22 protein-coding genes are annotated in these 22857 nt (G+C 61.2%); 2 read left to right on the top strand and 20 right to left on the bottom strand.

Annotated elements, in window-relative coordinates; genetic code table 11:
• Positions 1-10: 10 nt before the first annotated feature.
• The 7 genes from lpdA to sdhC all read right to left on the bottom strand — a co-directional run bounded on the left by lpdA (position 11) and on the right by sdhC (position 9118).
• Complete coding sequence (gene lpdA / locus DJ563_RS02350; protein ID WP_434518741.1) at positions 11-1447, bottom strand: dihydrolipoyl dehydrogenase; 1437 nt, start codon at positions 1445-1447, stop codon at positions 11-13.
• A gap of 96 nt (positions 1448-1543) precedes the next feature.
• Positions 1544-2758: a 2-oxoglutarate dehydrogenase complex dihydrolipoyllysine-residue succinyltransferase gene (gene odhB, locus DJ563_RS02345; RefSeq protein ID WP_274098619.1), complete on the bottom strand. Its 1215-nt coding sequence runs from the start codon at positions 2756-2758 to the stop codon at positions 1544-1546.
• A 42-nt stretch (positions 2759-2800) separates the two neighbouring features.
• Complete coding sequence (locus tag DJ563_RS02340) at positions 2801-5632, bottom strand: 2-oxoglutarate dehydrogenase E1 component (protein ID WP_033699274.1); 2832 nt, start codon at positions 5630-5632, stop codon at positions 2801-2803.
• A gap of 245 nt (positions 5633-5877) precedes the next feature.
• Positions 5878-6582 carry a succinate dehydrogenase iron-sulfur subunit gene (locus DJ563_RS02335; protein ID WP_434518740.1) on the bottom strand — a complete coding sequence of 235 codons (705 nt, stop codon included), beginning with the start codon at positions 6580-6582 and terminating at the stop codon, positions 5878-5880.
• A gap of 11 nt (positions 6583-6593) precedes the next feature.
• Positions 6594-8366 (bottom strand): succinate dehydrogenase flavoprotein subunit, encoded by a 1773-nt coding sequence (gene sdhA, locus DJ563_RS02330; RefSeq protein ID WP_274098618.1) that lies wholly within the window; start codon positions 8364-8366, stop codon positions 6594-6596.
• A gap of 3 nt (positions 8367-8369) precedes the next feature.
• Positions 8370-8738: a succinate dehydrogenase, hydrophobic membrane anchor protein gene (gene sdhD / locus DJ563_RS02325; protein WP_027592876.1), complete on the bottom strand. Its 369-nt coding sequence runs from the start codon at positions 8736-8738 to the stop codon at positions 8370-8372.
• Positions 8732-9118, bottom strand: coding sequence for a succinate dehydrogenase, cytochrome b556 subunit (gene sdhC / locus DJ563_RS02320; RefSeq protein ID WP_077068487.1), 387 nt, complete (start codon positions 9116-9118; stop codon positions 8732-8734). Before sdhC ends, sdhD begins: the two co-directional genes overlap by 7 nt.
• 351 nt (positions 9119-9469) lie before the next feature.
• Here sdhC and gltA point away from each other — a divergent pair, with 351 nt between their 5' ends.
• Complete coding sequence (gene gltA / locus DJ563_RS02315) at positions 9470-10759, top strand: citrate synthase (RefSeq protein WP_019472041.1); 1290 nt, start codon at positions 9470-9472, stop codon at positions 10757-10759.
• Between the two features lie 73 nt (positions 10760-10832).
• On the opposite strand, the gene DJ563_RS02310 is transcribed toward gltA, so the two are convergent.
• The 9 genes from DJ563_RS02310 to DJ563_RS02270 form a co-directional block, all read right to left on the bottom strand.
• The gene (locus DJ563_RS02310; RefSeq protein WP_274098617.1) at positions 10833-11438 is read right to left on the bottom strand and encodes an START domain-containing protein; all 606 of its coding nucleotides are present in this window, start codon (positions 11436-11438) and stop codon (positions 10833-10835) included.
• A 33-nt stretch (positions 11439-11471) separates the two neighbouring features.
• Positions 11472-11726: a YkgJ family cysteine cluster protein gene (locus DJ563_RS02305; protein ID WP_033699278.1), complete on the bottom strand. Its 255-nt coding sequence runs from the start codon at positions 11724-11726 to the stop codon at positions 11472-11474.
• A 130-nt stretch (positions 11727-11856) separates the two neighbouring features.
• The gene (locus tag DJ563_RS02300) at positions 11857-12333 is read right to left on the bottom strand and encodes a hypothetical protein (RefSeq protein ID WP_274098623.1); all 477 of its coding nucleotides are present in this window, start codon (positions 12331-12333) and stop codon (positions 11857-11859) included.
• A gap of 62 nt (positions 12334-12395) precedes the next feature.
• Positions 12396-13838: a PLP-dependent aminotransferase family protein gene (locus tag DJ563_RS02295; RefSeq protein ID WP_033699281.1), complete on the bottom strand. Its 1443-nt coding sequence runs from the start codon at positions 13836-13838 to the stop codon at positions 12396-12398.
• Positions 13839-14054: 216 nt separating this feature from the next.
• Positions 14055-14867 carry an OmpA family protein gene (locus tag DJ563_RS02290; protein ID WP_186657251.1) on the bottom strand — a complete coding sequence of 271 codons (813 nt, stop codon included), beginning with the start codon at positions 14865-14867 and terminating at the stop codon, positions 14055-14057.
• Complete coding sequence (locus tag DJ563_RS02285; RefSeq protein WP_274098616.1) at positions 14864-15217, bottom strand: DUF4398 domain-containing protein; 354 nt, start codon at positions 15215-15217, stop codon at positions 14864-14866. The genes DJ563_RS02290 and DJ563_RS02285 overlap by 4 nt, the downstream gene beginning before the upstream one ends.
• Positions 15218-15226: 9 nt before the next feature.
• Positions 15227-16048 (bottom strand): substrate-binding periplasmic protein, encoded by an 822-nt coding sequence (locus tag DJ563_RS02280; RefSeq protein ID WP_274098615.1) that lies wholly within the window; start codon positions 16046-16048, stop codon positions 15227-15229.
• Between the two features lie 88 nt (positions 16049-16136).
• Positions 16137-17066 (bottom strand): electron transfer flavoprotein subunit alpha/FixB family protein, encoded by a 930-nt coding sequence (locus DJ563_RS02275; protein WP_033699289.1) that lies wholly within the window; start codon positions 17064-17066, stop codon positions 16137-16139.
• Positions 17067-17816, bottom strand: a complete 750-nt coding sequence (locus tag DJ563_RS02270; RefSeq protein WP_033699291.1) for an electron transfer flavoprotein subunit beta/FixA family protein — start codon at positions 17814-17816, stop codon at positions 17067-17069. It lies immediately after the preceding gene.
• A gap of 538 nt (positions 17817-18354) precedes the next feature.
• Between DJ563_RS02270 and DJ563_RS02265 the strand changes: the two genes are divergently transcribed.
• Positions 18355-20037 (top strand): electron transfer flavoprotein-ubiquinone oxidoreductase, encoded by a 1683-nt coding sequence (locus tag DJ563_RS02265; protein WP_077068488.1) that lies wholly within the window; start codon positions 18355-18357, stop codon positions 20035-20037.
• A gap of 69 nt (positions 20038-20106) precedes the next feature.
• Here DJ563_RS02265 and DJ563_RS02260 read toward each other — a convergent pair whose 3' ends face one another.
• From DJ563_RS02260 to DJ563_RS02245, 4 genes are all read right to left on the bottom strand, one after another.
• A complete protein-coding gene (locus DJ563_RS02260; protein WP_274098614.1) occupies positions 20107-20508 on the bottom strand; it encodes a type II TA system antitoxin MqsA family protein in 402 nt (133 codons plus the stop codon).
• A gap of 2 nt (positions 20509-20510) precedes the next feature.
• On the bottom strand, positions 20511-20807 hold the full coding sequence (locus DJ563_RS02255) for a type II toxin-antitoxin system MqsR family toxin (protein WP_434518739.1): 297 nt from the start codon (positions 20805-20807) through the stop codon (positions 20511-20513).
• 94 nt (positions 20808-20901) lie between these two features.
• Positions 20902-22227, bottom strand: a complete 1326-nt coding sequence (locus DJ563_RS02250; protein ID WP_274098612.1) for an MFS transporter — start codon at positions 22225-22227, stop codon at positions 20902-20904.
• A gap of 69 nt (positions 22228-22296) precedes the next feature.
• Complete coding sequence (locus DJ563_RS02245) at positions 22297-22770, bottom strand: histidine kinase (RefSeq protein ID WP_274098611.1); 474 nt, start codon at positions 22768-22770, stop codon at positions 22297-22299.
• Positions 22771-22857: the final 87 nt, after the last annotated feature.

Genomic DNA, 22857 nt, shown 5'->3' with positions numbered 1-22857 from the left:
TTTCTTATAATTAACGCTTCTTACGGTTGGCTACGTGAATGGCGCCGCCATTCACTGCCAGCGCTGCTTCATGCAACGCTTCGGACAGGGTTGGATGGCTGAAGACCATCATGCCCAGATCCTCGGCACTGGTGCCGAATTCCATTGCGATTGCGCCCTGCTGTACCAGCTCGGCAGCGGATGGGCCAATCACGTGCACACCCAGTACGCGGTCGGTCTTGGCATCGGCGATGACCTTGACGAAACCACCGGTGTCGTTGGCCGCCATCGCACGGCCGCTGGCCGCGAACGGGAAGGTGCCTACGTTAACCTCAACACCCTCGGCCTTCAAGGACTGTTCGGTCTTGCCGACCCACGCGATTTCCGGATGGGTGTAGATAACCGATGGGATCAGGTCGTAGTTCATCTGGGCCTTGTGGCCTTTGATGCGCTCGACAACCATGATGCCCTCTTCCGAGGCCTTGTGCGCCAGCATCATGCCGCGAACCACGTCACCGATGGCGAACACGCCCGGAACGCTGGTAGCGCAGTGATCGTCAACGAAAATGTAGCCACGCTCGTCGATGGTCACGCCGCTGTCCGAAGCCAGCAGGTCAGTGGTCACTGGACGACGGCCGACCGCAACGATCAGCTTGTCGAAGGTGATCTTCTGCTCGCCGTTGGCATCGGTGTAGGTGACTTCGACTTCGTTGCCATTGACTTTCGAGCCAGTGACGCGCGCGCCCAGCTTGATGTCCAGGCCTTGCTTGGTCAGGGTCTTCTGGGCTTCTTTCGACACCGCGGTGTCGGCAGCCATCAGGAAGGTTTCCAGGGCTTCCAGGACGGTGACCTGAGCACCCAGGCGCGACCATACCGAACCCAGCTCCAGGCCGATAACGCCGGCGCCGATCACGCCCAGACGTTGTGGCACGGTCTGGAATTCCAGGGCGCCGGTGGAGTCGACGATGACGTTCTGGTCGACCGGAGCCGGCGGAATGTCGATCGGACGCGAACCGGAGGCCAGGATCACGTTCTCGGCTTCGATGATTTCGGTGGTGCCGTCAGCCTTGGTGACTTCGACTTTCTTGCCAGCCAGCAGTTTGCCGTGGCCCTGGATCGAAGTAACGCCATTGGCCTTGAACAGGGTGGCAACGCCGCCGGTCAGGTTCTTGACGATACCCGACTTGCGGCCGACCATCGCGGCAACGTCCATCTTCACTTCGCCAGTGGAGATACCGTGGACGTTGAAGCTCTCTTTGGCTTCCTTGTACTTCCAGGAGCTGTCCAGCAGCGCCTTGGACGGAATGCAACCTACGTTCAGGCAGGTGCCGCCCAGGGCCAGCTTGCCCTCGGCGTCGGTGTATTTCTCGATACAGGCAGTCTTCAGACCAAGTTGGGCAGCCTTGATAGCAGCCACATAGCCGCCAGGACCTGCACCAATCACCACTACGTCGAATTTCTGGGTCATAAAAGATTCCTTTTTAGCTTCAAGCGGCAAGCTGCAAGCCGCAAGACCAGCAGGCTTCGGCTTGAAGCTTGCGGCTTGCAGCTTACAGCTGCGCGATTAGATGTCCAGCAGCAGGCGAGACGGATCTTCCAGCAGGTTCTTGATGGTGACCAGGAAGGTTACCGCTTCCTTGCCGTCGATCAGGCGGTGATCGTACGACAGCGCCAGGTACATCATCGGGCGGATAACCACTTGGCCGTTGATGGCCATCGGGCGCTGGATGATGTTGTGCATGCCGAGAATGGCAGCCTGCGGCGGGTTGACGATCGGGGTCGACATCATCGAACCGAAGGTGCCACCGTTGGTGATGGTGAAGGTGCCGCCGGTCATCTCTTCGATCGACAGCTTGCCGTCACGGGCCTTCTTGCCAAAGGTGGCGATGCCGTTCTCGATTTCAGCCAGGCTCATCGACTCGGCGTTACGCAGTACTGGAACCACCAGGCCACGGTCGCTGGAGACAGCAACGCCGACGTCGGCGAAGCCGTGGTAGACGATGTCGTTGCCGTCGATCGAGGCGTTGACAGCCGGGAAGCGCTTCAGGGCTTCGGTGGCGGCCTTGACGAAGAACGACATGAAGCCCAGGCGTACGCCGTTGTGGGTCTTCTCGAACAGGTCCTTGTACTTCGAACGCAGGGCCATGACTTCGGTCATGTCGACTTCGTTGAAGGTGGTCAGCATCGCCATGTTGGACTGGGCTTCGACCAGACGCTCGGCGATCTTGGCACGCAGACGGGTCATCGGCACGCGTTTCTCGGTGCGATCACCAGCGGCGGTCACAACCGGGGCAGCAGCGGCAGGCTTGGCAGCCGGTGCTGCGGCAGGGGCCGACTTCTTGTTGGCGACTGCAGCAACCACGTCTTCCTTGGTGACGCGACCGCCTTTGCCGGTGCCGGCAACGGTAGCCAGGTCGATACCGTTCTCTTCGGCCAGCTTGCGCGCGGCAGGCGCGGCAACCGGGTCGTCTTCGCCAGCATCGGCGGCAGCGGCAACCGGGGCAGCAGCGGCTGGGGCAGCAGCAGGCGCGGCAGCAGCGCCACCTTCAACGATCGAACCCAGCACTTCGTCGGACAGGACGGTGTCGCCCTCGCCCTTGACGATGTCACCCATCACGCCATCGGCGGTGGCCAGGACTTCCAGGACGACCTTGTCGGTCTCGATGTCGACGATCAGCTCGTCACGTTTGACGGCTTCGCCCGGCTTCTTGTGCCAGGTGGCAACGGTGCCGTCGGCAACCGATTCCGGGAAGGTTGGGGCTTTGATCTCGATAGCCATTATCTGTGTTTCCTTAAATTCGGTTTCAGGTGCGCGAAGGCGTTAGACAGTGAAGGCGTCTTGCAGCAGTTTTTCCTGCTGTTCGGCGTGCTTCGAAGCGTAACCACAGGCTGGCGCGGCAGAAGCGTCGCGGCCGGCGTATTCCAGGACCAGTGCCTTGTTGTGGCGGCCCAGGATACGGCGCATGTGGTGCTGGCTGCTGTACCAGGCGCCCTGGTTCATCGGTTCTTCCTGACACCAGACGGCATGCTTGAGGTTGGTGTATGGCGCCAGGATTTCGACCAGGTCGTCTTCCGGGAACGGATACAGCTGCTCGATACGCACGATCGCGATGTCTTCACGGCCTTCGGCACGGCGTTTTTCCAGCAGGTCGTAGTAGACCTTGCCGCTGCACAGGACCAGGCGTTCGACCTTGGCCGGATCGAGGTTGTCGATTTCCGGGATCACGGTCTGGAACGAACCTTCTGCCAGGTCTTCCAGGGTCGAGATGGCCAGCTTGTGGCGCAGCAGCGACTTCGGCGTCAGGACGATCAGCGGCTTGCGCAGCGGACGGATGACCTGGCGACGCAGCAGGTGGTAGATCTGTGCCGGGGTGGTCGGTACGCACACCTGGATGTTGTGCTCGGCGCACAGCTGCAGGTAACGCTCCAGACGCGCGGAGGAGTGCTCCGGCCCCTGCCCTTCGTAGCCGTGTGGCAGCAGCATGGTCAGACCGCACAGGCGGCCCCACTTGTGCTCACCGCTGGTGATGAACTGATCGATCACCACTTGCGCACCGTTGGCGAAGTCGCCGAACTGGGCTTCCCAGATCACCAGCGCGTTCGGCGTGGTGGTCGAGTAGCCGTATTCGAAGGCCAGTACCGCTTCTTCCGAAAGGAAGGAGTCGTACAGGTCGAAGCGCGGCTGGCCCGGGAACAGGTTCTGCAGCGGTACGTAGGTGCTGGCGTCCTTCTGGTTGTGCAACACCGCGTGGCGGTGCGAGAAGGTGCCACGGCCGATGTCCTGGCCGGTCATGCGGATCGGGTGACCTTCGAACTGCAGGGTGGCGTACGCCATGGTCTCTGCGTAACCCCAGTTGATCGGCAAGCCACCGGCCTGCATCTTCTGGCGATCTTCGTAGATCTTCGACACCTGACGCTGGACGACGAAGCCTTCCGGCAGCTCGAGCAGCTTGGCCGACAGGTCCTGCAGGGTCTTGAGGTCGAAACGGGTGTCGTGACGCGCGGTCCAGGCGTGGCCCAGGTACGGACGCCAGTCGACGAACAGCTCGCGGTTCGGCTCCTTGACCAGGCTCTTGACCACGTGCAGGCCGTTGTCCAGGGCGTTGCGGTACTCGTCGATCTTGGCCTGAGCGCGCTCGGCGTCGATGCGACCGGCCTGGATCAGTGCCTCGGCATACAGCTCACGGGTGGTGCGCTGTTTGCTGATCTGCTGATACATCAGCGGCTGGGTACCGTTCGGCTCGTCGGCCTCGTTGTGGCCGCGACGGCGGTAGCAGACCAGGTCGACGACCACGTCACGCTTGAACTGCATGCGGTAATCGATGGCCAGCTGGGTCACGAACAGCACGGCTTCCGGGTCATCCCCGTTGACGTGCAGGATCGGCGCCTGAATCATCTTGGCAACGTCGGTGGCGTACTCGGTGGAGCGCGCATCCAGCGGGTTGCTGATGGTGAAACCGACCTGGTTGTTGATCACGATGTGCACGGTACCGCCGGTCTTGAAACCGCGGGTCTGCGACATCTGGAAGGTTTCCAGGACCACGCCCTGGCCGGCGAATGCCGCGTCACCGTGGATCGAGATCGGCAGTACCTTGTCGCCAACGGTGTCGTTGCGACGATCCTGACGGGCGCGCACCGAACCCTCGACCACTGGCGAGACGATTTCCAGGTGGGACGGGTTGAACGCCATGGCCAGGTGAACTTCGCCACCGGTGGTCATCACGTTCGAAGAGAAGCCCTGGTGATACTTGACGTCACCGGAGCCCAGCTCGTTCATCTTCTTGCCTTCGAACTCGTCGAACAGCTCGCGCGGGTTCTTGCCGAAGGTGTTGACCAGCACGTTCAGACGGCCACGGTGGGCCATGCCGATCACGACTTCCTTGGTGCCGTAGGAGCCGGAGCGCTGGATCATCTCGTCCAGCATCGGGATCAGGCTTTCGCCACCCTCCAGGCCGAAACGCTTGGTGCCCGGGTACTTGGTGCCCAGGTACTTCTCAAGCCCTTCACCGGCGGTCACGCGCTCGAGCAGGTGGGCCTGCACGTCAGCGGAAAACTCCGGACGGCCGCGCACGCTTTCGAGACGCTGCTGGAACCAGCTGCGCTGCTCGGAATCGACGATATGGGTGAACTCGGCGCCAATGGTGCGACAATATGTCTTCTGGAGCGCCTCGAAGATCTCGCGTAGGCTCGCTTCCTCTTTGCCGATGAACAGGTCGCCGGCACGGAAGGTCGTATCAAGATCGGCATTGGTCAAGCCGTAGTGATTGATCGACAGGTCTACGGGCGCAGGGCGCTGCCACAACCCCAACGGGTCGAGCTTGGCAGCCTGATGACCGCGCATACGATAGGCCTGGATCAGTCGCAGAACTTCAACCTGCTTCTTCTCGTGTTCACTGCTCACGCTCCCGGCGGATACCGGTTGGGCGCGGCGCTGGTTCTTTGCCAGCAGTACGAAATGGTCGCGGATTGTAGAGTGCGATACATCGGTAGCGGTGCTGCCGTCGGCTGGCAACTTCTGGAAGTAAGTGCGCCACTCTTCTGGCACAGCGTTAGGGTCGTGCAGGTAGAGTTCGTAGAGCTCTTCCACATATGCAGCGTTACCACCTGAAAGGTGGGCGCTTTCCCACATGCGCTGCATCACGCTTTCTTGCATGCTTGGTCACCCTCGGTTAGGGGACGATCGGCGAGAGCCACAGCAAACCTGGAAAAGTCCGAACACAGCGACTGAACCACGCCACTTGGATCCTGCTGATTTTCCGGGTACCAGCCCGGAAAGCCCCTGCTGGTCTCATATCTTCATAGGTAATGAGCGCGGGCTTTGTGGGCCCTTGCTCGAGTTTTACCTCAGTGCGGGCTCACCACCCGCACCTCGGCTTACTGCAGGTACAACTCGATGAATCAGGTGCCGCTTTGCAGCAGCATGTTACGTACGTGACCGATTGCCTTGGTCGGGTTCAGACCTTTCGGGCAAACGTTTACGCAGCTCATGATCCCGCGGCAGCGGAATACGCTGAACGGGTCATCCAGGGACGCCAGGCGCTCCTGAGTCTTGGTGTCACGGCTGTCGGCCAGGAAGCGATAGGCCTGCAGCAAAGCAGCGGGGCCCAGGAACTTGTCCGGGTTCCACCAGAACGATGGGCAGGAAGTCGAGCAGCAAGCGCACAGGATGCACTCGTACAGACCGTCCAGCTTGTCACGCTCTTCTGGCGACTGCAGACGCTCGATGGCCGGAGGCGGCGTATCGTTCTGCAGGAATGGCTTCACCTTCTCGTACTGCTTGTAGAAGATGCTCATATCGACGACCAGGTCACGAATGACCGGCAGGCCCGGCAGCGGGCGCAGCACCAGCTTGTTGCCCTTGACCACGCCCGACAGCGGGGTGATGCAGGCCAGGCCGTTCTTGCCGTTCATGTTCATGCCATCGGAACCGCACACGCCTTCACGGCACGAGCGACGGTACGAGAAACCCTCGTCCTTTTCCTTGATCAGTGCCAGCACGTCCAGAACCATCAGGTCCTTGCCGCCGGTATCGACGTCGAACGACTCCATCTTGGGCGCCGAGTCGGTGTCGGGGTTGTAACGGTAAACTTCGACTTTCAACATAGCAGCCACCCTTAGTAAGTCCGGATTTTTGGCTCGAAGGCCGGTACGGTCTTCGGCGCAAAGTTGACGCCACGCTTGGCAACGCGCTTCTCACCCGGGTAGTACAGGGTGTGGCACAGCCAGTTCTCGTCGTCACGGTCTTCGAAGTCTTCACGGGCGTGAGCGCCGCGCGACTCTTTACGGGCTTCGGCCGCAATGGCGGTAGCTTCGGCAACTTCCAGCAGGTTCTGCAGCTCCAGCGCTTCGATACGCGCGGTGTTGAAGGCCTGGGACTTGTCGTTGATCTTCACGTTGGCGATGCGGTCACGCAGGCCAGCCAGCTGCTCGATACCCTTCTGCATGTATTCGCCAGTACGGAATACACCGAAGTAGTTCTGCATGCAGCTCTGCAGCTCGCGCTTGAGGCTTGCCACGTCTTCGCCAGCGGTACGCTCGTTGAGCTTGTTCAGGCGGTTCAGGGCAACGTCGACATCGGTGTCGCTGGCATCGCGGTACTCGACGCCTTCGGTCAGAGCCTTCTCCAGGTGCAGGCCGGCAGCACGGCCGAACACTACCAGGTCGAGCAGCGAGTTGCCGCCCAGGCGGTTGGCACCGTGGACCGATACGCACGCCACTTCACCTACGGCGAACAGGCCCGGGATGATGTGGTCCTTGCCTTCGGCGTCCATGGTGATGGCCTGGCCATGAATGTTGGTGGCAACACCACCCATCATGTAGTGGCAGGTCGGTACGACCGGCACCGGCGCGACAACCGGGTCGACGTGGGCGAAGGTCTTGGACAGTTCGCAGATACCTGGCAGGCGGCTGTGCAGCACTTCCTCGCCCAGGTGGTCCAGCTTCAGCAGTACGTGGTCCTTGTTCGGGCCCACGCCGTTGCCGGCGATGATCTCTTTGACCATGGAACGGGCAACCACGTCGCGGCCGGCCAGGTCTTTCGCGTTCGGCGCGTAACGCTCCATGAAGCGCTCGCCGTGGGCGTTGATCAGGTAGCCACCTTCACCGCGGCAACCCTCGGTGACCAGTACACCGGCGCCGGCGATGCCGGTTGGGTGGAACTGCCACATTTCGATGTCCTGCACCGGCACGCCGGCACGCAGGGCCATGCCGACACCGTCACCGGTGTTGATCAGGGCGTTGGTGGTCGAGGCGTAGATACGGCCCGCACCGCCAGTGGCCAGAACGGTGGCCTTGGACTTGATGTACAGGGTTTCGCCGGTTTCGATGCAGATCGCGATCACACCGACGAACGCGCCGTCCTGGTTCTTCACCAGGTCAACCGCGTAATACTCGTTCAGGAAGGTGGTGCCCGCCTTCAGGTTGCCCTGATAGAGGGTGTGCAGCAGTGCGTGACCGGTACGGTCGGACGCTGCGCAGGTACGAGCAGCCTGGCCGCCTTTGCCGAAGTCCTTGGACTGGCCACCGAACGGACGCTGGTAGATACGGCCGGTTTCGGTGCGCGAGAACGGCAGGCCCATGTGGTCCAGCTCGAAGACCGCAGCCGGGCCTTCCTGACACATGTATTCGATAGCGTCCTGGTCACCGATGTAGTCGGAACCTTTGACGGTATCGTACATGTGCCAGCGCCAGTCGTCGTTCGGGTCGGCCGAAGCGATGGCGCAGGTGATGCCGCCCTGGGCGGATACAGTGTGCGAACGGGTCGGGAAGACCTTGGTGACCACGGCAGTCTTGTGACCGCCCTGTGCCAGCTGCAGCGCTGCGCGCATGCCGGCGCCGCCGCCACCAATGATGATGGCGTCGAAGGAAATAGTAGGAATGCTAGCCATGGATCAGATACCCCAGAGAATCTGCACACCCCAGACGAAGTAAGCGAACATCGCAACGCCGCATACCGCCTGGAACAGGAAACGAATCGCAGTTGCCGACTTGCCGAACGCCATCGGCGTCAGGTAGTCGGTGGCAATGGTCCACATGCCGACCCAGGCGTGAGCGCCCAGGGCAACGAGGGCCAGCAGACTGAAGATCCGCATCGCGTTGTTGGAGAACAGACCGTGCCACTGGGCATAGTCGATACCTGGGTGGGCTACGACGTAACCGATCAGGAAGAGGAAGTAAGCCGCGAGAACGACCGCAGAGACGCGCTGTGCCATCCAGTCATAGAGGCCCGAACGCGACAGGTTCGTGACATTGGTTACCATACCCAAACTCCCACCAGAACGATCACCACCACGGAGATGACAATCACGATTTTCGAGCCCAGCTTGCCGCCTTCCAGCGTCTCACCGATGCCCATGTCCATGATCAGGTGGCGTACACCTGCCACCAGGTGATACAGCAGGGCGGACAGCAGGGCCCAGGTCACCAGTTTGGCCAGCGGACTGGTCAGACACGCCTTCACCTCACCGAAGCCTTCCTCGGAACCCAGGGACTTGCCCAATGCATAAAGCATGATGGCCAGGCCGAGGAACAGGATGACGCCGGAGATACGGTGCAGAATGGACGTGTACGCGGTGATCGGGAGCTTGATGGTCCTTAGGTCTAGGTTTACAGGTCGTTGGCTTTTCACGGCTTTTTTCACACTGAAGAGCCCCTAGCGAACAGGGCAAAGTTGTTGGTAAGTGTACTGGTCAGGTACCCACCACCCAGGGAACGGCGACCCCCAGCAGTTCGGGCTTGCAAGCCCCTGGCGGTCGGGTGCCGAGTATAGACAGTTAGGCTGCTTATGACAACGTGATGGGGTAGCCCAAATAGCGCATTGCCTTTAGCCAGCAAAAGGCGTAAATGGGCGACAATTTCGAGAAAAATCAGGCCTCGGAGCCCGTTTCAACCAGCCTTTAGGCAAATTGACATCTGAATTTATCCCTCTATAGTGGTGCGGGCCCTGCGTGGGGGGTCTGTCTGATGATTTCAAGCATTAATAGGAGGCCACATGGCTGACAAAAAAGCGCAGTTGGTCATCGAGGGCGCTGCCCCCGTCGAGCTGCCCATTTTAACCGGCACCGTTGGTCCTGATGTAATCGACGTCCGCGGGTTGGGGGCCACAGGTCACTTCACCTTCGACCCTGGTTTCATGGCGACCGCCTCGTGCGAGTCGAAGATCACCTACATCGACGGCGACAAGGGTATTCTGCTGCACCGCGGCTACCCGATAGAACAGCTCGCCGAGCAGTCGGACTACCTCGAAACCTGCTACCTGCTGCTCAACGGCGAATTGCCGAATGCCGAGCAGAAGGCTCAGTTCGTCAGCACCGTGAAGAACCACACCATGGTTCACGAGCAGCTGAAGTCCTTCTTCAACGGTTTCCGCCGCGACGCTCACCCGATGGCGGTGATGTGCGGTGTGGTCGGCGCCCTGTCGGCGTTCTACCACGACTCCCTGGACATCAATAACCCGCAACACCGCGAAATCTCCGCGGTGCGCCTGGTCGCCAAGATGCCGACCCTGGCCGCGATGGTTTACAAGTACTCCATGGGCCAGCCGATGATGTACCCGCGCAACGACCTGTCGTACGCGGAAAACTTCCTGCACATGATGTTCAACACCCCGTGCGAGATCAAACCGATCAGCCCGGTGCTGGCCAAGGCAATGGACCGGATCTTCATCCTCCACGCCGACCACGAGCAGAACGCCTCCACCTCCACCGTGCGCCTGGCCGGCTCGTCGGGCGCCAACCCGTTCGCCTGTATCGCCGCCGGTATCGCTGCACTGTGGGGCCCTGCCCACGGCGGTGCGAACGAAGCCGTACTGACCATGCTCGATGAAATCGGCGATGTCTCGAACATCGACACCTTCATCGCCAAGGCCAAGGACAAGAACGACCCGTTCAAGCTCATGGGCTTCGGTCACCGCGTGTACAAGAACCGCGACCCGCGCGCCACCGTGATGAAGCAGACCTGCGACGAAGTCCTGCGCGAGCTGGGCATCAAGAACGACCCGCAGCTGGAACTGGCCATGCGCCTGGAAGAGATCGCTCTGACCGATCCGTACTTCATCGAGCGCTCGCTGTACCCGAACGTCGACTTCTACTCGGGGATCATCCTCAAGGCGATCGGCATTCCGACCAGCATGTTCACCGTGATCTTCGCCCTGGCACGTACTGTAGGCTGGATCTCGCACTGGAAAGAAATGCTCTCCAGCCCGTACAAGATTGGCCGCCCGCGCCAGCTGTACACCGGCGAGCAGAAGCGCGACATCGCTGCACTGAAAGACCGCAAGTAAGCTCATCGAGCCGAACGCAAAAAGGCTGCCCTCGGGCAGCCTTTTTTATTGCCTAGCAGGCAACCCGACTAATTCAGTTTTTCTCGGCCCGCTCACGCAACCCTTTCAGGGTATTGAACGGCGCATCGACCACGAATTTGTTGGCCACCATCGCCGGCACACTGCCACCCGGCTCGGTGTGCACCTGATAGGTCACTTCCGTGCTGTCCCCCCTGGGAACCAACTTCCAGAAGCCCTCGACCTTCGCCACTCGCACAAAGCCCTTCTCTTCCGGGATATAGGTCGGCTCTTCCTTCAGGTTGCGCGTCAGGCTGCCATCCGCACCCTTGACCGTGGTGACATGCAGCACCGAATCACGCGGCGTCACCGGCCAGGGCGTATTGAACTGGGTGTAGGTCCAGCTCTGGTCGCCTTCGTGCTTGAGCAGCTTCTGCGACTTGCACTCGTGAATCCAGGCACAAGCCCCGACCACGTCTTCTTGCAGCGCCTGGACCTTGGCCAGTGGCGCCTTGATCACGGTGACACCGCGATAGGCCTTGTACTTGGAGCCCGCCACTTCACTGAGGGAGACCTTGATGCCCTCCTCGTCCTTGGCCACCTGCCAGTTCTCGGCCCAGGCGGCGGGCGCCAGCAACACACCCATGCCACACAGCAGTGCAATACGCTTGAACGATCTCATCATCTTTATCCTTGTTGTCGAAGATCCAGCCTGTCACGCCGCCGTCATCTGCTCCCACCAGCCGAGAATCCTGATTGCCTCATCGCGATCACTGCCGCACACCTCGACATCCGCCTTGAAACCGCCGCACACCGCCGGGCGTTCGGGCTTGCCGAACAGGTCGCAGAGGTTGTCGACAGTCAGGTGCAGGCAGCGTTCACCGGCCGGCTTGCCATGCGGCATGCGCGGCATGGCAGAGCTGATGGACGGGGCGATGCAGCAGGCACCACACCCCTCACGGCAATTCATGGCTATTCATCAAAATCAGGTCTCTGTGGAGCAAAATGGGACGAACGTCCCCGGATAGTAACCGCTCAAACGTGCGTTTGAAATTGCTGGCCCGATGAAATCTGCCGTGACCCGGCAGTCAGTTCACTGGCTACTGGCGGTACTCGAATTCGATCGCTGCCCCTTCAACATCGCGGCGGCTTTCATTGCGCAACTGCAGCTGCATTTCATTGCTGATCAATCGGCCATTGAGCTGGAACGGGCTTTCATCGCTCTGGGGTTTTTCGGTAAACATTGCGGGCAGCAAAGGTTTGCGCCGCGTGGCCGAACTGCCGACATTCGGCTCAAGGTCATTGACCATTTCGACAGGCAGGCTCAGGTCGAGCTTGGGCTGGGGCAGCGGCTTGGCCACCGCCTTGCTGACCGGCTTGCGCGCAGGCTTTGGCTTGGGCTTAGGCTTGCCCTTGCTGACAGCCTGCTTCGACACAGGCTTGGCAGGGGCCTTCTGCGCAGGCTTGGCCTGGCGAGCCTGTGCCTCGGCAGCAGGCTGAGCAGCCTGCGCCACTGCGCCAAAGTGGCAGAGCGGCACAAGGCAAAAACTAAGGGCGATACAGCGCAACAGTTTCATGGACATCGACAGTCAGGCTGGAAAAATGCATATGCTCCCTGTTCCGCCTGCGCCTGGCAAGCCTACAAAAGTGAACCCGTAGGCTCTCTGCACAATTGCTGAGCCAAAAGGCCAAGGGTGATCACCGCCCGCTCGGCCTCTTTATTCCACGGAATCCCGCAGTTAAGCCGGATGCAGTGGTTGAACTGCTCGGTGTTACTGAAGATCAACCCGGGCGCGATACTGATGCCCTGCTCCAGCGCCCGCACATGCAAGTCCTGGGTATTGACCCGCCCCGGCAGGCTCACCCAGAGGATGAAACCACCAGTAGGCCGGGTCATCTGGGTGCCTTCAGGGAAGTGCTGCTGCACCGCCAACTGGTAGGCACTGAGGTTCTTGCGGTACTCCTGGCGGATGTAGCGCAGATGGCGGTCATAGCCGCCGTTCTCCAAATAGGCGGCCACCCCCATCTGCGTCACACTGCACGCCGAATGGGTGGTGAACGTCTGCAGCCGCTGGATTTCATCCTGGTAGCGCCCCGCCACCATCCAGCCGACCCGCACACCCGGCGACAATGTCTTGGAAAAACTCGAGCAGTAGATCACCCGGTCGAGCCGATCGAATGCCTTGAGCGCCTTGGTCTTGCCCTGCTCGAACATCAGCTCGCCATAGATGTCGTCTTCGACGATCTGGATATCGAAGTCAGAGGCCAGGCGCAGCAATTGCTTCTGGCGTTCTTCAGGGATGGTGCCACCCAACGGGTTGCTCAGGCGCGAGGTCAGTACCAGTGCCTTGATCGACCACTGGTTGGCGGCCAACTGCAAGGCCTCGAGGCTGATGCCCGTAGACGGGTCGCTGGGGATTTCGATCACCTTCAGGCCCAGCAAGTCGGCCAACTGCAGCAGGCCGTAGTAGGTCGGCGACTCGGCGGCGATCAGGTCGCCCGGGCGAGTCAGCACCCGCAGCGACATCTGCAGCGCATCGACACAGCCATGGGTCACGATGACTTCACGCGGGTCTACCAGCACGCCGGCATCGCGCATGCGAATGGCAATCTGCCGGCGCAACGGCTCAAAGCCCGGGCTGAACATGTAACTGAACGCACGCGGGCTATGGAAGCGGGTCACCTTGGCAATCTGCTGATGCAGGGCGCGCACCGGCAGATAGTCCACGTGAGGCACCGCTGCGCCGAACGGAAACACGCCATCGCGGCGCGCCTCGGTCAATACCTGCTGGATGATGCTTGCCCGGGTCACCAGGCCCGGGCGCTCCACCCGGGCGATATCCGGCGTTTGCGCGGTGAGGGCCGGGGTCTGGTGAACGTAATAGCCCGACTGCGGGCGCGCGCGGATCAGCCCCTGGTCTTCGAGATTGGCATAGGCCTGCAGCACCGTGGCGTGGCTGACATTGAGCTGAGCGCTCATCTTGCGCACCGACGGCACACGTTCGCCTGGCTGGTAGACACCGCGACGGATGTCATCGGCCAGTTGCTGGGCGATACGCTGATATAGCAGCAGGTTGGTCATGGCGATATCTCGACGCGCGGACGGGCTCGTTATTCTTGTGCGACACACTGACGGCAGAGAATACCGTAACAGTTGCGAAGTGTACGGGGACAGATTGCAGAATAGCCAACAATACAGTTGCGTGACAGCACCCGGCCGAATTCCCGTGAGTACGGTTTCTGTGCAGGGGCGCCCTTGCCGGGCGCCCCTACAAACGTTCGGCGATCGTTGAGGGGATCAACGCGCCGGCGCGAGCTTGCCCTTGTCATCAGAGAAGACGATCTCGACCCGGCGATTCTGCGCCCTGCCCCGCTCCGACGCGTTGGCCTCGATCGGGTACTGGTCACCGTAGCCTTCAACCTGCAGACGCTTCTCGTCGATACCCAGGTCCGCCAGCATATCGGCCACTGCCTGCGCGCGATCACGCGAGAGCTTCAGGTTGTCTTCCGGCGCACCGGTGCTGTCGGTGTACCCCTCGATACGCACCACCCGGCGCGGATTGAGCTGAAGGAACTGCACCAGCTTGAGCACGGTGCGGCTGGCCGAGTTTTTCAGGTCGGCACGCCCGGTATCGAACAGCACGTCACCCAGGGTCATCACCAGGCCACGGTCCGTCTGCTCCGAAGCCAGCGCGGCAATCTGCGATTCGACCCACTTGCCTTGCTGCTGGACGCTGGCCAGCTTGGCTTCACGCAGCGCCAGCTGCAGGCGCTGACGCTCCAGGTCGAGCTTGGCCAGGCGCTCCTGGTTCAGCGCGAGCTTGGCGTGCTCGCTGGCGATTTCGCTGTAGCGCTGACTCAGGTAGGCGTAATGGCGCACATCGGTGCCGGTGCCGACATAACTGGACAGGCGCTCGGCCCGCGCCAGCGATTCACCTGCGCGGATCACGTCACGTGGCGCACTGCGCAGCACGTCGGAATCGTCCTTGACCTTCTGGAAGGTTGCACTGGCCTCATCCAGTGCCGCCTCGCTGCGCTGACTGGCGCAACCCTGCAAGCCTGCGGTCAACGCCAGCAACACCAGCGCGGCCATGGGTGTAGAGCGCATCATGGCTGCACCTCCAGCTGTTTACGCAGGCGCTTGACCCGCGACTGCAGCAGTTGCAGCTGCTCTTCACTCTTCTGGTTCAACACCTGGGCCTCGGCCAGGCGCGCATCCAGCTCAGCCTGCTCGGCACGCATGCGCGCATCGCGAAAATCTTCGGTGAGCATGTTGGTCTTGGCCCGGGCAAGCTTGTCTTCGGCCAGCTTCAGCGCTTCGACCTGGTCGGTGGCGCCGACAGCCTTGGCCTGTTCCAGCGCCTGCTCGGAAATGCGCAGTTGCTCGTTCGGCGCCGGGTCGTTGGCGCAACCCGCCAGGCCGAACACGGCCAGAGCAAGGATCAGTGGTTGGATTCTCACGCAATCTTCCTAGTGTTTGGGGGCGTCCAGCGGCACCTGCATCTGCGCCTTCCAGCGCTCGACATTACGTTGCAGCACAGCCTCGGACGCACCGGAGATCGGCAATTCTGTCAGTTTTTTCGCCAATTGCCCACGCAGCCAGCTGTCATTGCATGCCGAGTTGTGTGACACGGCCAGGTACAACCCAGGGCGATCTACCGGCAGGCCGCGGGCAATCAGGTCGTTGCTCATGCCCAGGCTCTGGGTCATGGCCATGCCGGAGTAGCGCCCCGCAAGCACATAGTCCACCTGCCCCAACACCAGCTTCTGGAACGCCTGGGTCAGGTTCTGCGCCGGCTGCAACTTCAGGTGCGCTTTGGCAAAGGCTTCAAAAGCGGGGGTCAGACGTGCACGCTCGGACATGCTGCCCTGGTAGTTGGCCAGATCCGCCGGGCCATCGAAGGCCAGCTCAGCGTCATGACGGGTCCAGACCAGGTATTCGTTCAACTGCAAAGGTGGGTGGATATAGTCCAGCGCCGTCAGTTGCCCGACCTGCAGCGGGGTATCAAGCAGCAGGTCCATACGCCCGCTGCGAACCTCCTCAAGGGCCTGGTCGCGCCGACCGGCACTCAGCACGTCCACCTTGACCCCCAGCTCGCTGGCCACCTGCTGCAACAGCTCGACATTGGCGCCAATCAGGTGCTTGGGGTCCTTCGGGTCCTGCCAGGAATAGGGAGGCGCATCAGGGCTGCCGGTCGCGACCAGGCGCTCGCACTTGCCTGCCGCCATTGTCGCCGACGACAGCAACGCCGCCATGCACGCCAGCACCCCGCCTGCTTTGCCAAACCTCATGCTCACTCCTGGCTGTGACACTGAAATCCATAAAAAAACCCGGCCCTCAGTACGAGGGCCGGGCTTCTTTATAAGTGAAGCAGGCGGATCAGACCAGCTTTTCCAGCTCCGGAACCGCTTCGAACAGGTCAGCGACCAGACCGTAATCGGCAACCTGGAAGATCGGCGCTTCTTCGTCCTTGTTGATCGCAACGATCACTTTGGAGTCTTTCATGCCCGCCAAGTGCTGGATCGCGCCGGAGATACCGACGGCGATGTACAGCTGCGGGGCGACGATCTTGCCGGTCTGGCCGACCTGCATGTCGTTGGGCACAAAACCTGCGTCCACTGCAGCGCGCGAGGCGCCCACAGCAGCGCCGAGCTTGTCGGCCAGGCTGTACAGGTGCTTGAAGTTGTCGCCGTTGCCCATGCCACGGCCGCCGGAAACGACGATCTTGGCTGCAGTCAGCTCTGGGCGGTCGGACTTGGCCAGCTCTTCACCCACGAAGGACGACTTGCCAGCGTCATGGGCGGCAGCGACGGTTTCAACCGAGGCAGAACCGCCTTCGGCCGCGACTGCGTCGAAACCGGTTGTGCGCACGGTGATGACCTTGACCGCAGCGCTGGATTGCACGGTGGCAATGGCGTTACCGGCGTAGATCGGGCGCTTGAAGGTGTCGGCCGACTCCACCGCGATGATCTCGGAGATCTGGTCGACGTCCAGCAGTGCGGCAACGCGCGGCAGGATGTTCTTGCCGTTGGTGGTGGCCGGGGCCAGCACGTGACTGTAGCCCTTGGCCAGCTCGACGATCAGCGGCGCTGCGTTTTCTGGCAGCAGATGGGCGTAGGCGGCGTTGTCAGCAACCAGCACCTTGGCAACACCGGCGATCTTGGCAGCGGCTTCGGCGACACCACCGACGTTCTGGCCTGCGACCAGCACGTGCACATCACCACCGATCTTGGCGGCAGCGGCGACAGTGTTCAGGGTGGCCGGGGCCACGGCGCCGTTTTCGTATTCAGCGATAACCAGGATAGTCATTTAGATTACCTTCGCCTCGTTCTTCAGTTTCTCGACCAGTTCTGCCACCGACTTGACCTTGATACCCGCGCTGCGTGCAGCAGGCGCTTCGACCTTGAGGGTCTTGTTGGTGGAGGCCAGGGAAACGCCCAGCGCGTCTGGCGTGACGGTTTCCAGCGGCTTTTTCTTGGCCTTCATGATGTTCGGCAGCGACGCGTAGCGCGGCTCGTTCAGGCGCAGGTCGGTGGTGACGATCGCTGGCAGGTTCAGCGATACGGTCTGCAGGCCGCCATCGATTTCACGGGTGACGTTCAGCTTGTCGCCAGCGACTTCCACCTTGGAGGCGAAGGTACCCTGGGCGTAACCGGTCAGCGCGGCCAGCATCTGGCCGGTCTGGTTGTTGTCGCTGTCGATGGCCTGCTTGCCGAGGATGACCAGCTGTGGCTGCTCTTTGTCGACGATAGCCTTGAGTGCCTTGGCCACGGCCAGGGAGTTCAGTTCGTCAGCGGCTTCTACCAGGATGGCGCGATCGGCACCCAGGGCCAGGGCGGTACGCAGTTGCTCCTGGGCAGTGGTCGGGCCGACGGAAACCACGACGATCTCGGTCGCAATACCCTTTTCTTTCAGGCGTACGGCTTCCTCAACGGCGATTTCGCAGAAGGGGTTCATGGACATCTTGACGTTTGCAAGGTCGACGCCGGAGTTGTCCGCTTTGACGCGAACCTTGACGTTGTAGTCGACCACTCGTTTGACAGCTACAAGAACCTTCATGGATTCCTCGTTACTCTCCGGTGAATAGAAAGTCGCCTGGGGACATGCCCGGCGATGCGCGTGGGTACAAGGGCACCTCTAAAAACGTACCGGGTAGAGCAAACTTCAAGGTGACCGAGCAGTCTTGTCATGACGCTTGCGGCAAATACCCGCGGGTCATTTTCTGTGGTGGCGTGTAAACTCCACTACAAACCGTGAATTGGCCGCAAAGCCTTACTCCACACCAGGTTTTTAGAGGTGTACCTGCGCCCGGCGACAAGCCTACGGCGAACGTAAAACCGCTCGTATCTTGACCGCAACACCCAATCCGGTCAATACGGCAAATCGGTCACCCTCCAGCCGCACTCCTGTGATTTTACTGGCCTGCGGCAAATTCAAACAAACGTTTGTATTGGACCCGCCAAGTGGTGTAGATATAATGCGCGGCCAAGACAAAACGGTGTAGTCCATCCTCTGCGCAGCTACAGCTCCGCTCCCGTGAAGCGCGGTGCGCATGATCACCCCACACCCATAAGACCAAGCAACAGCACGAGCCTTGATGAGTAGGAGAGAACCAGTGGAACGCGAATACATGGAATTCGACGTGGTCATCGTCGGCGCCGGCCCGGCGGGGCTGTCCGCCGCCTGCCGCCTGAAGCAGAAGGCCGCCGAAGCCGGTAGCGAGATCAGCGTCTGCGTGGTCGAGAAAGGCTCTGAAGTCGGTGCCCACATCCTCTCCGGCGCGGTATTCGAACCGCGCGCACTGAACGAGTTGTTCCCCGACTGGAAGGAACTCGGCGCACCGCTCAACACTGCGGTAAAGCGCGACGACATCTACGTGCTCAAGGATGGCGGCAGCTCGATCAAGGTCCCTGACCTGTTCGTGCCCAAGACCATGCACAACGAGGGCAACTACATCATCTCGCTGGGCAACTTGTGCCGCTGGCTGGCCCAGCAGGCCGAAAACCTGGGCGTGGAAATCTACCCAGGTTTCGCTGCCCAGGAAGCGCTGTTCGATGAAAACGGCGTGGTGCGCGGTATCGTCACCGGCGACCTGGGTGTCGACCGCGAAGGCAACCCGAAAGACGGCCTGTACACCCCAGGCATGGAACTGCGCGCCAAGTACACGCTGTTCGCCGAAGGCTGCCGTGGGCACATCGGCAAGCAGCTGATCAAGCGCTTCAACCTCGACAGTGAATCCGACGTCCAGCATTACGGCATCGGCCTGAAGGAAATCTGGGAAATCGACCCGAGCAAGCACGAACAGGGCCTGGTGGTGCACACCGCCGGCTGGCCGCTGGACGTGGTGAGCACCGAGAACACCGGTGGCTCGTTCCTGTATCACCTGGAAAACAACCAGGTGGTGGTCGGCCTGATCGTCGACCTGTCCTATGCCAACCCGTACCTGTCGCCGTTCGACGAGTTCCAGCGCCTCAAGCACCACCCGGTGATCAGCCAGTACCTCGAAGGCGGCAAGCGCATCAGCTACGGCGCCCGCGCCCTGGCCAAGGGCGGGATCAACTCGCTGCCGAAGATGGTCTTCAACGGTGGCGCGCTGATCGGTTGCGACTTGGGCACCATGAACGTGGCCAAGATCAAGGGCAGCCACACGGCGATGAAGTCTGGCATGCTCGCCGCCGACGCAGTGGCCGACGCATTGATTGCCGGCAGCGAGGGTGGCGACGCACTCACTACCTATGTCGACGCCTTCAAGGCCAGCTGGCTGCATGAAGAGCTGTTCGCCAGCCGCAACTTCGGCCCGGCCATGCACAAGTTCGGCCCGTTGTTCGGCGCAGCCTTCAACTATGTCGACCAGAACTGGTTCGGTGGCAAGCTGCCGTTCACCTTGCACGACACCAAGCCGGACTACGCCTGCCTCAAGCTCGCGGCCGATTCGAAAAAAATCGACTACCCGAAACCAGACGGCAAGCTCAGCTTCGACAAGCTCAGCTCGGTATTCCTCTCCAGCACCAACCATGAAGAGGAACAACCCTGCCACCTGAAGCTGACCGACCCGAACGTGCCGATCGCCAGCAACCTGCCGCTGTACGACGAGCCGGCCCAACGCTACTGCCCGGCCGGCGTGTACGAAGTGGTCAGCCAGGAAGACGGCAGCAAGCGCTTCCAGATCAACGCGCAGAACTGCGTGCACTGCAAGACCTGCGACATCAAGGACCCGGCCCAGAACATCACCTGGGTTACGCCTGAAGGCGCCGGCGGGCCGAACTACCCGAACATGTAAGGCCATGCCCCTGCAGCAACAAAAGCCCCTGCCTCCTTGGAGTCAGGGGCTTTTTGTTGCCTGCTCGCATCAGGCTGTACGCACTTCCTCGAACAGTTCGGGGTGGCGATCCAGTAGCTTCAGCAGCTTTACCAGCGCCACGGGTGGGGTGGTCTTGCCATTTTCATAACGGGAGAACGCATTGACCCCACCACCAAAAATTTCCCCCGCTTGCCGCTGATCGAGGTCGAACTTCCTGCGTATGGAGGCAATGAAAGAAGGGTCCACTACAGTTGCATTGACTTGGCGCTCGAATGCCGTCATCAGATCGCTGACACGCATGGCTTGATCATGGCTCAGCACGCACTCACCGCATGCGGAACAATAATCGCCACTTACGTCCGGGAGCAGGGTGGTCTCTCCCTTGTAGCGATAAGGCATGCCCTGAGTGTCAGGCGCAAGCTCGGCACCCCCGCAAATTGGACATCTCATGATTACAACTCCTTGAAGGGCACGATAAGCACGTCGTTGATCACGGACACTTTCAGGTAAACGTAGCCAACCGCTGTAAGCGGGCGGTACACGTCCTGCCAAACCCGGTGATCAATATGGCTGGTCATGCTTTTGTAGAAATCAGTGCGCTTCAAGCTAGTGATTACCTCAAGCATGCCCGGAAAATCCATTCCTAGCGCCTTAGCGTCTCTTAATGCAGCGCCCGTAGGGCTGACGCGCCTTGCCGCAGTCAGTGCTTTTATCCGTTGCAGCGGGCAATGAGGCGTTCTCTTTTCCATGAGAAATTAACCTTCCAGGTTAAATTTGGCTAATAGGTTATTCCAATAGCCCCCACCTGGAAGTCTGCCCCACCCCCCACCTGCCTCTAATGCCTCATTTGTCACCACACATGATCGGCATCGGCTCCGCCGCAAACGCCAAAGGCTCACGACGCCCGAAATACAGGGCCGTGAGCAGCCCCACCGCGCCCATGATCAGACAAAAGCCGACACACACCCACGGGCTCCACGGCATCAGAGCGATCAGCGCCAAGGGCGTGGTACTCGCCCACAGGGCATAGGCAATGTTGTAGGTGAAGGAGATGCCCGAAACCCGGATCTGCGCCGGGAACAGCCCGACCATCACCGACGGCACCACGCCCACCACACCGCAGCACAGCCCTGCCAGTGCATAAGCCAGCCAGGTTGCGCCCCACTGCCCCACCAGGCTCGCATACAACGCCCCGATACCCAGCGGCAGTAGCAGGCTGTAGATCATCAGCGCACGCCAGGCGCCCAGGCGATCGACCAGCAGCCCGGCCAGCACACAGCCGATATTCAGGAACACGATACCCACGCTGCTCAAGGCAAAGGTGTGCGCGGCGGTCATGCCGAAGCGCTGCTGCATCACCGTCGGCGTGATCACCACCAACACCACCACTGCCGACGTCAGCACGCAGGTCAGCAGCGCTGCCGGCAGCAACGCCCCACGATGCTCGCCCAGCACCCGCCGCAGGGGGAACGCCACGGGTTGTTCCTTACGCTCGCGCAAGGCCATGAACACCGGTGTTTCACTTAGCCAGCGGCGCAACCACACGCCGATCACACCAAATACCCCCCCGAGCAGAAAGGGGTAACGCCAGGCGTAATCGAGAATTTCCTGCGCGGTAAACGCCTGGGCCAACAAGGTCGCGGTCAGCGCCCCCAGCAGGTAGCCAAAGGTCAACCCGGCTTGCAGGAAGCCCAAGGCATAACCGCGCCGCCCTTGTGGCGCGTGCTCGGCAACGAACGTCCAGGCGCTTGGCACCTCCCCGCCGACCGCGGCCCCCTGCAGAATGCGCAGTGCCAGTAAAATCAGTGGCGCCGCATAGCCGATGTCGGCATAGGTCGGCATCACCCCGATCAGCAGGCACGGCAGGGCCATCATCAGGATGCTCAGGCTGAACACCCGCTTGCGCCCCAGGTGATCGGCGAAATGCGCCATGACGATGCCCCCCAGCGGCCGCGCCAGGTAGCCCGTGACGAAGATCCCGAAGCTTTGCAACAGGCGCAGCCATTCGGGCATTTCGGGCGGGAAGAACAACTTGCTCAGGGTCAGGGCGAAGAACACGAAGATGATGAAATCGTAGATTTCCAGCGCGCCACCCAGCGCCGCCAGGCCCAGGGTCCGGTGGTCGCCACGGCTGAACCGGGGCGGGCGAGCGGTATCGATGGCAGTCATGGCAGGGTCCGCAGATCGGCAAAGGGCAAGAGGATAGCAAATACCTGCCTTGCCCTGCCCGCCTCGACGCTAGCGGCTGAACACCGTCTGCGCGAAGTTCACCCGCGGGCGCAGTGTGCTGGCCGGTGCTGCCACAGGCAGAGGCAGCTTGCCGACCAGCAGCGGCGCGTCGATGATCGCCATGAACGACTCGAGCGCCTCGTTATCCGGCACCTGCGGCAGGCTCAGGCTGACGGACTGGCGTTCGGTCTGCGGCACGGCGGGCACTTTCAACTGCGAGGAGTGATAAAGCAGGGCATGCTGGATCTGCGTGCTGACCCGGCAGAAGCGCGCCAGGTCGACGCCCACATGGCTGGCCAGCTCGATGTTGCCCAGCAGCAGGTGAAAGGGCTGCAAGGCACATTGCACCAGGCGCTGCAGCTCCTCGAAGCTGTCCACGGGTGCAATCCGGTAATAGCCAAGGCCATTGAGCAGTTTCTCCAGCTGCAAACGCTGGCAAGGGTGCTCGTCGGCGATGAGGATGCGCAGGGTCTTGTTTGCCATTTTCGGACCTGGGCAGTAGGTAAAAAGGGACACTCCCTGACCATACTGCGCCAGTAACGGCAATCGCCAAAGCTATGCCTGGCTGGG

This window comes from Pseudomonas sp. NFX1 (genome assembly GCF_051123555.1).
GTDB lineage: Bacteria > Pseudomonadota > Gammaproteobacteria > Pseudomonadales > Pseudomonadaceae > Aquipseudomonas > Aquipseudomonas capeferrum.
Note: the sequence above shows the minus strand (reverse complement) of the source record. Positions and strands in the feature narration are given on the sequence as shown.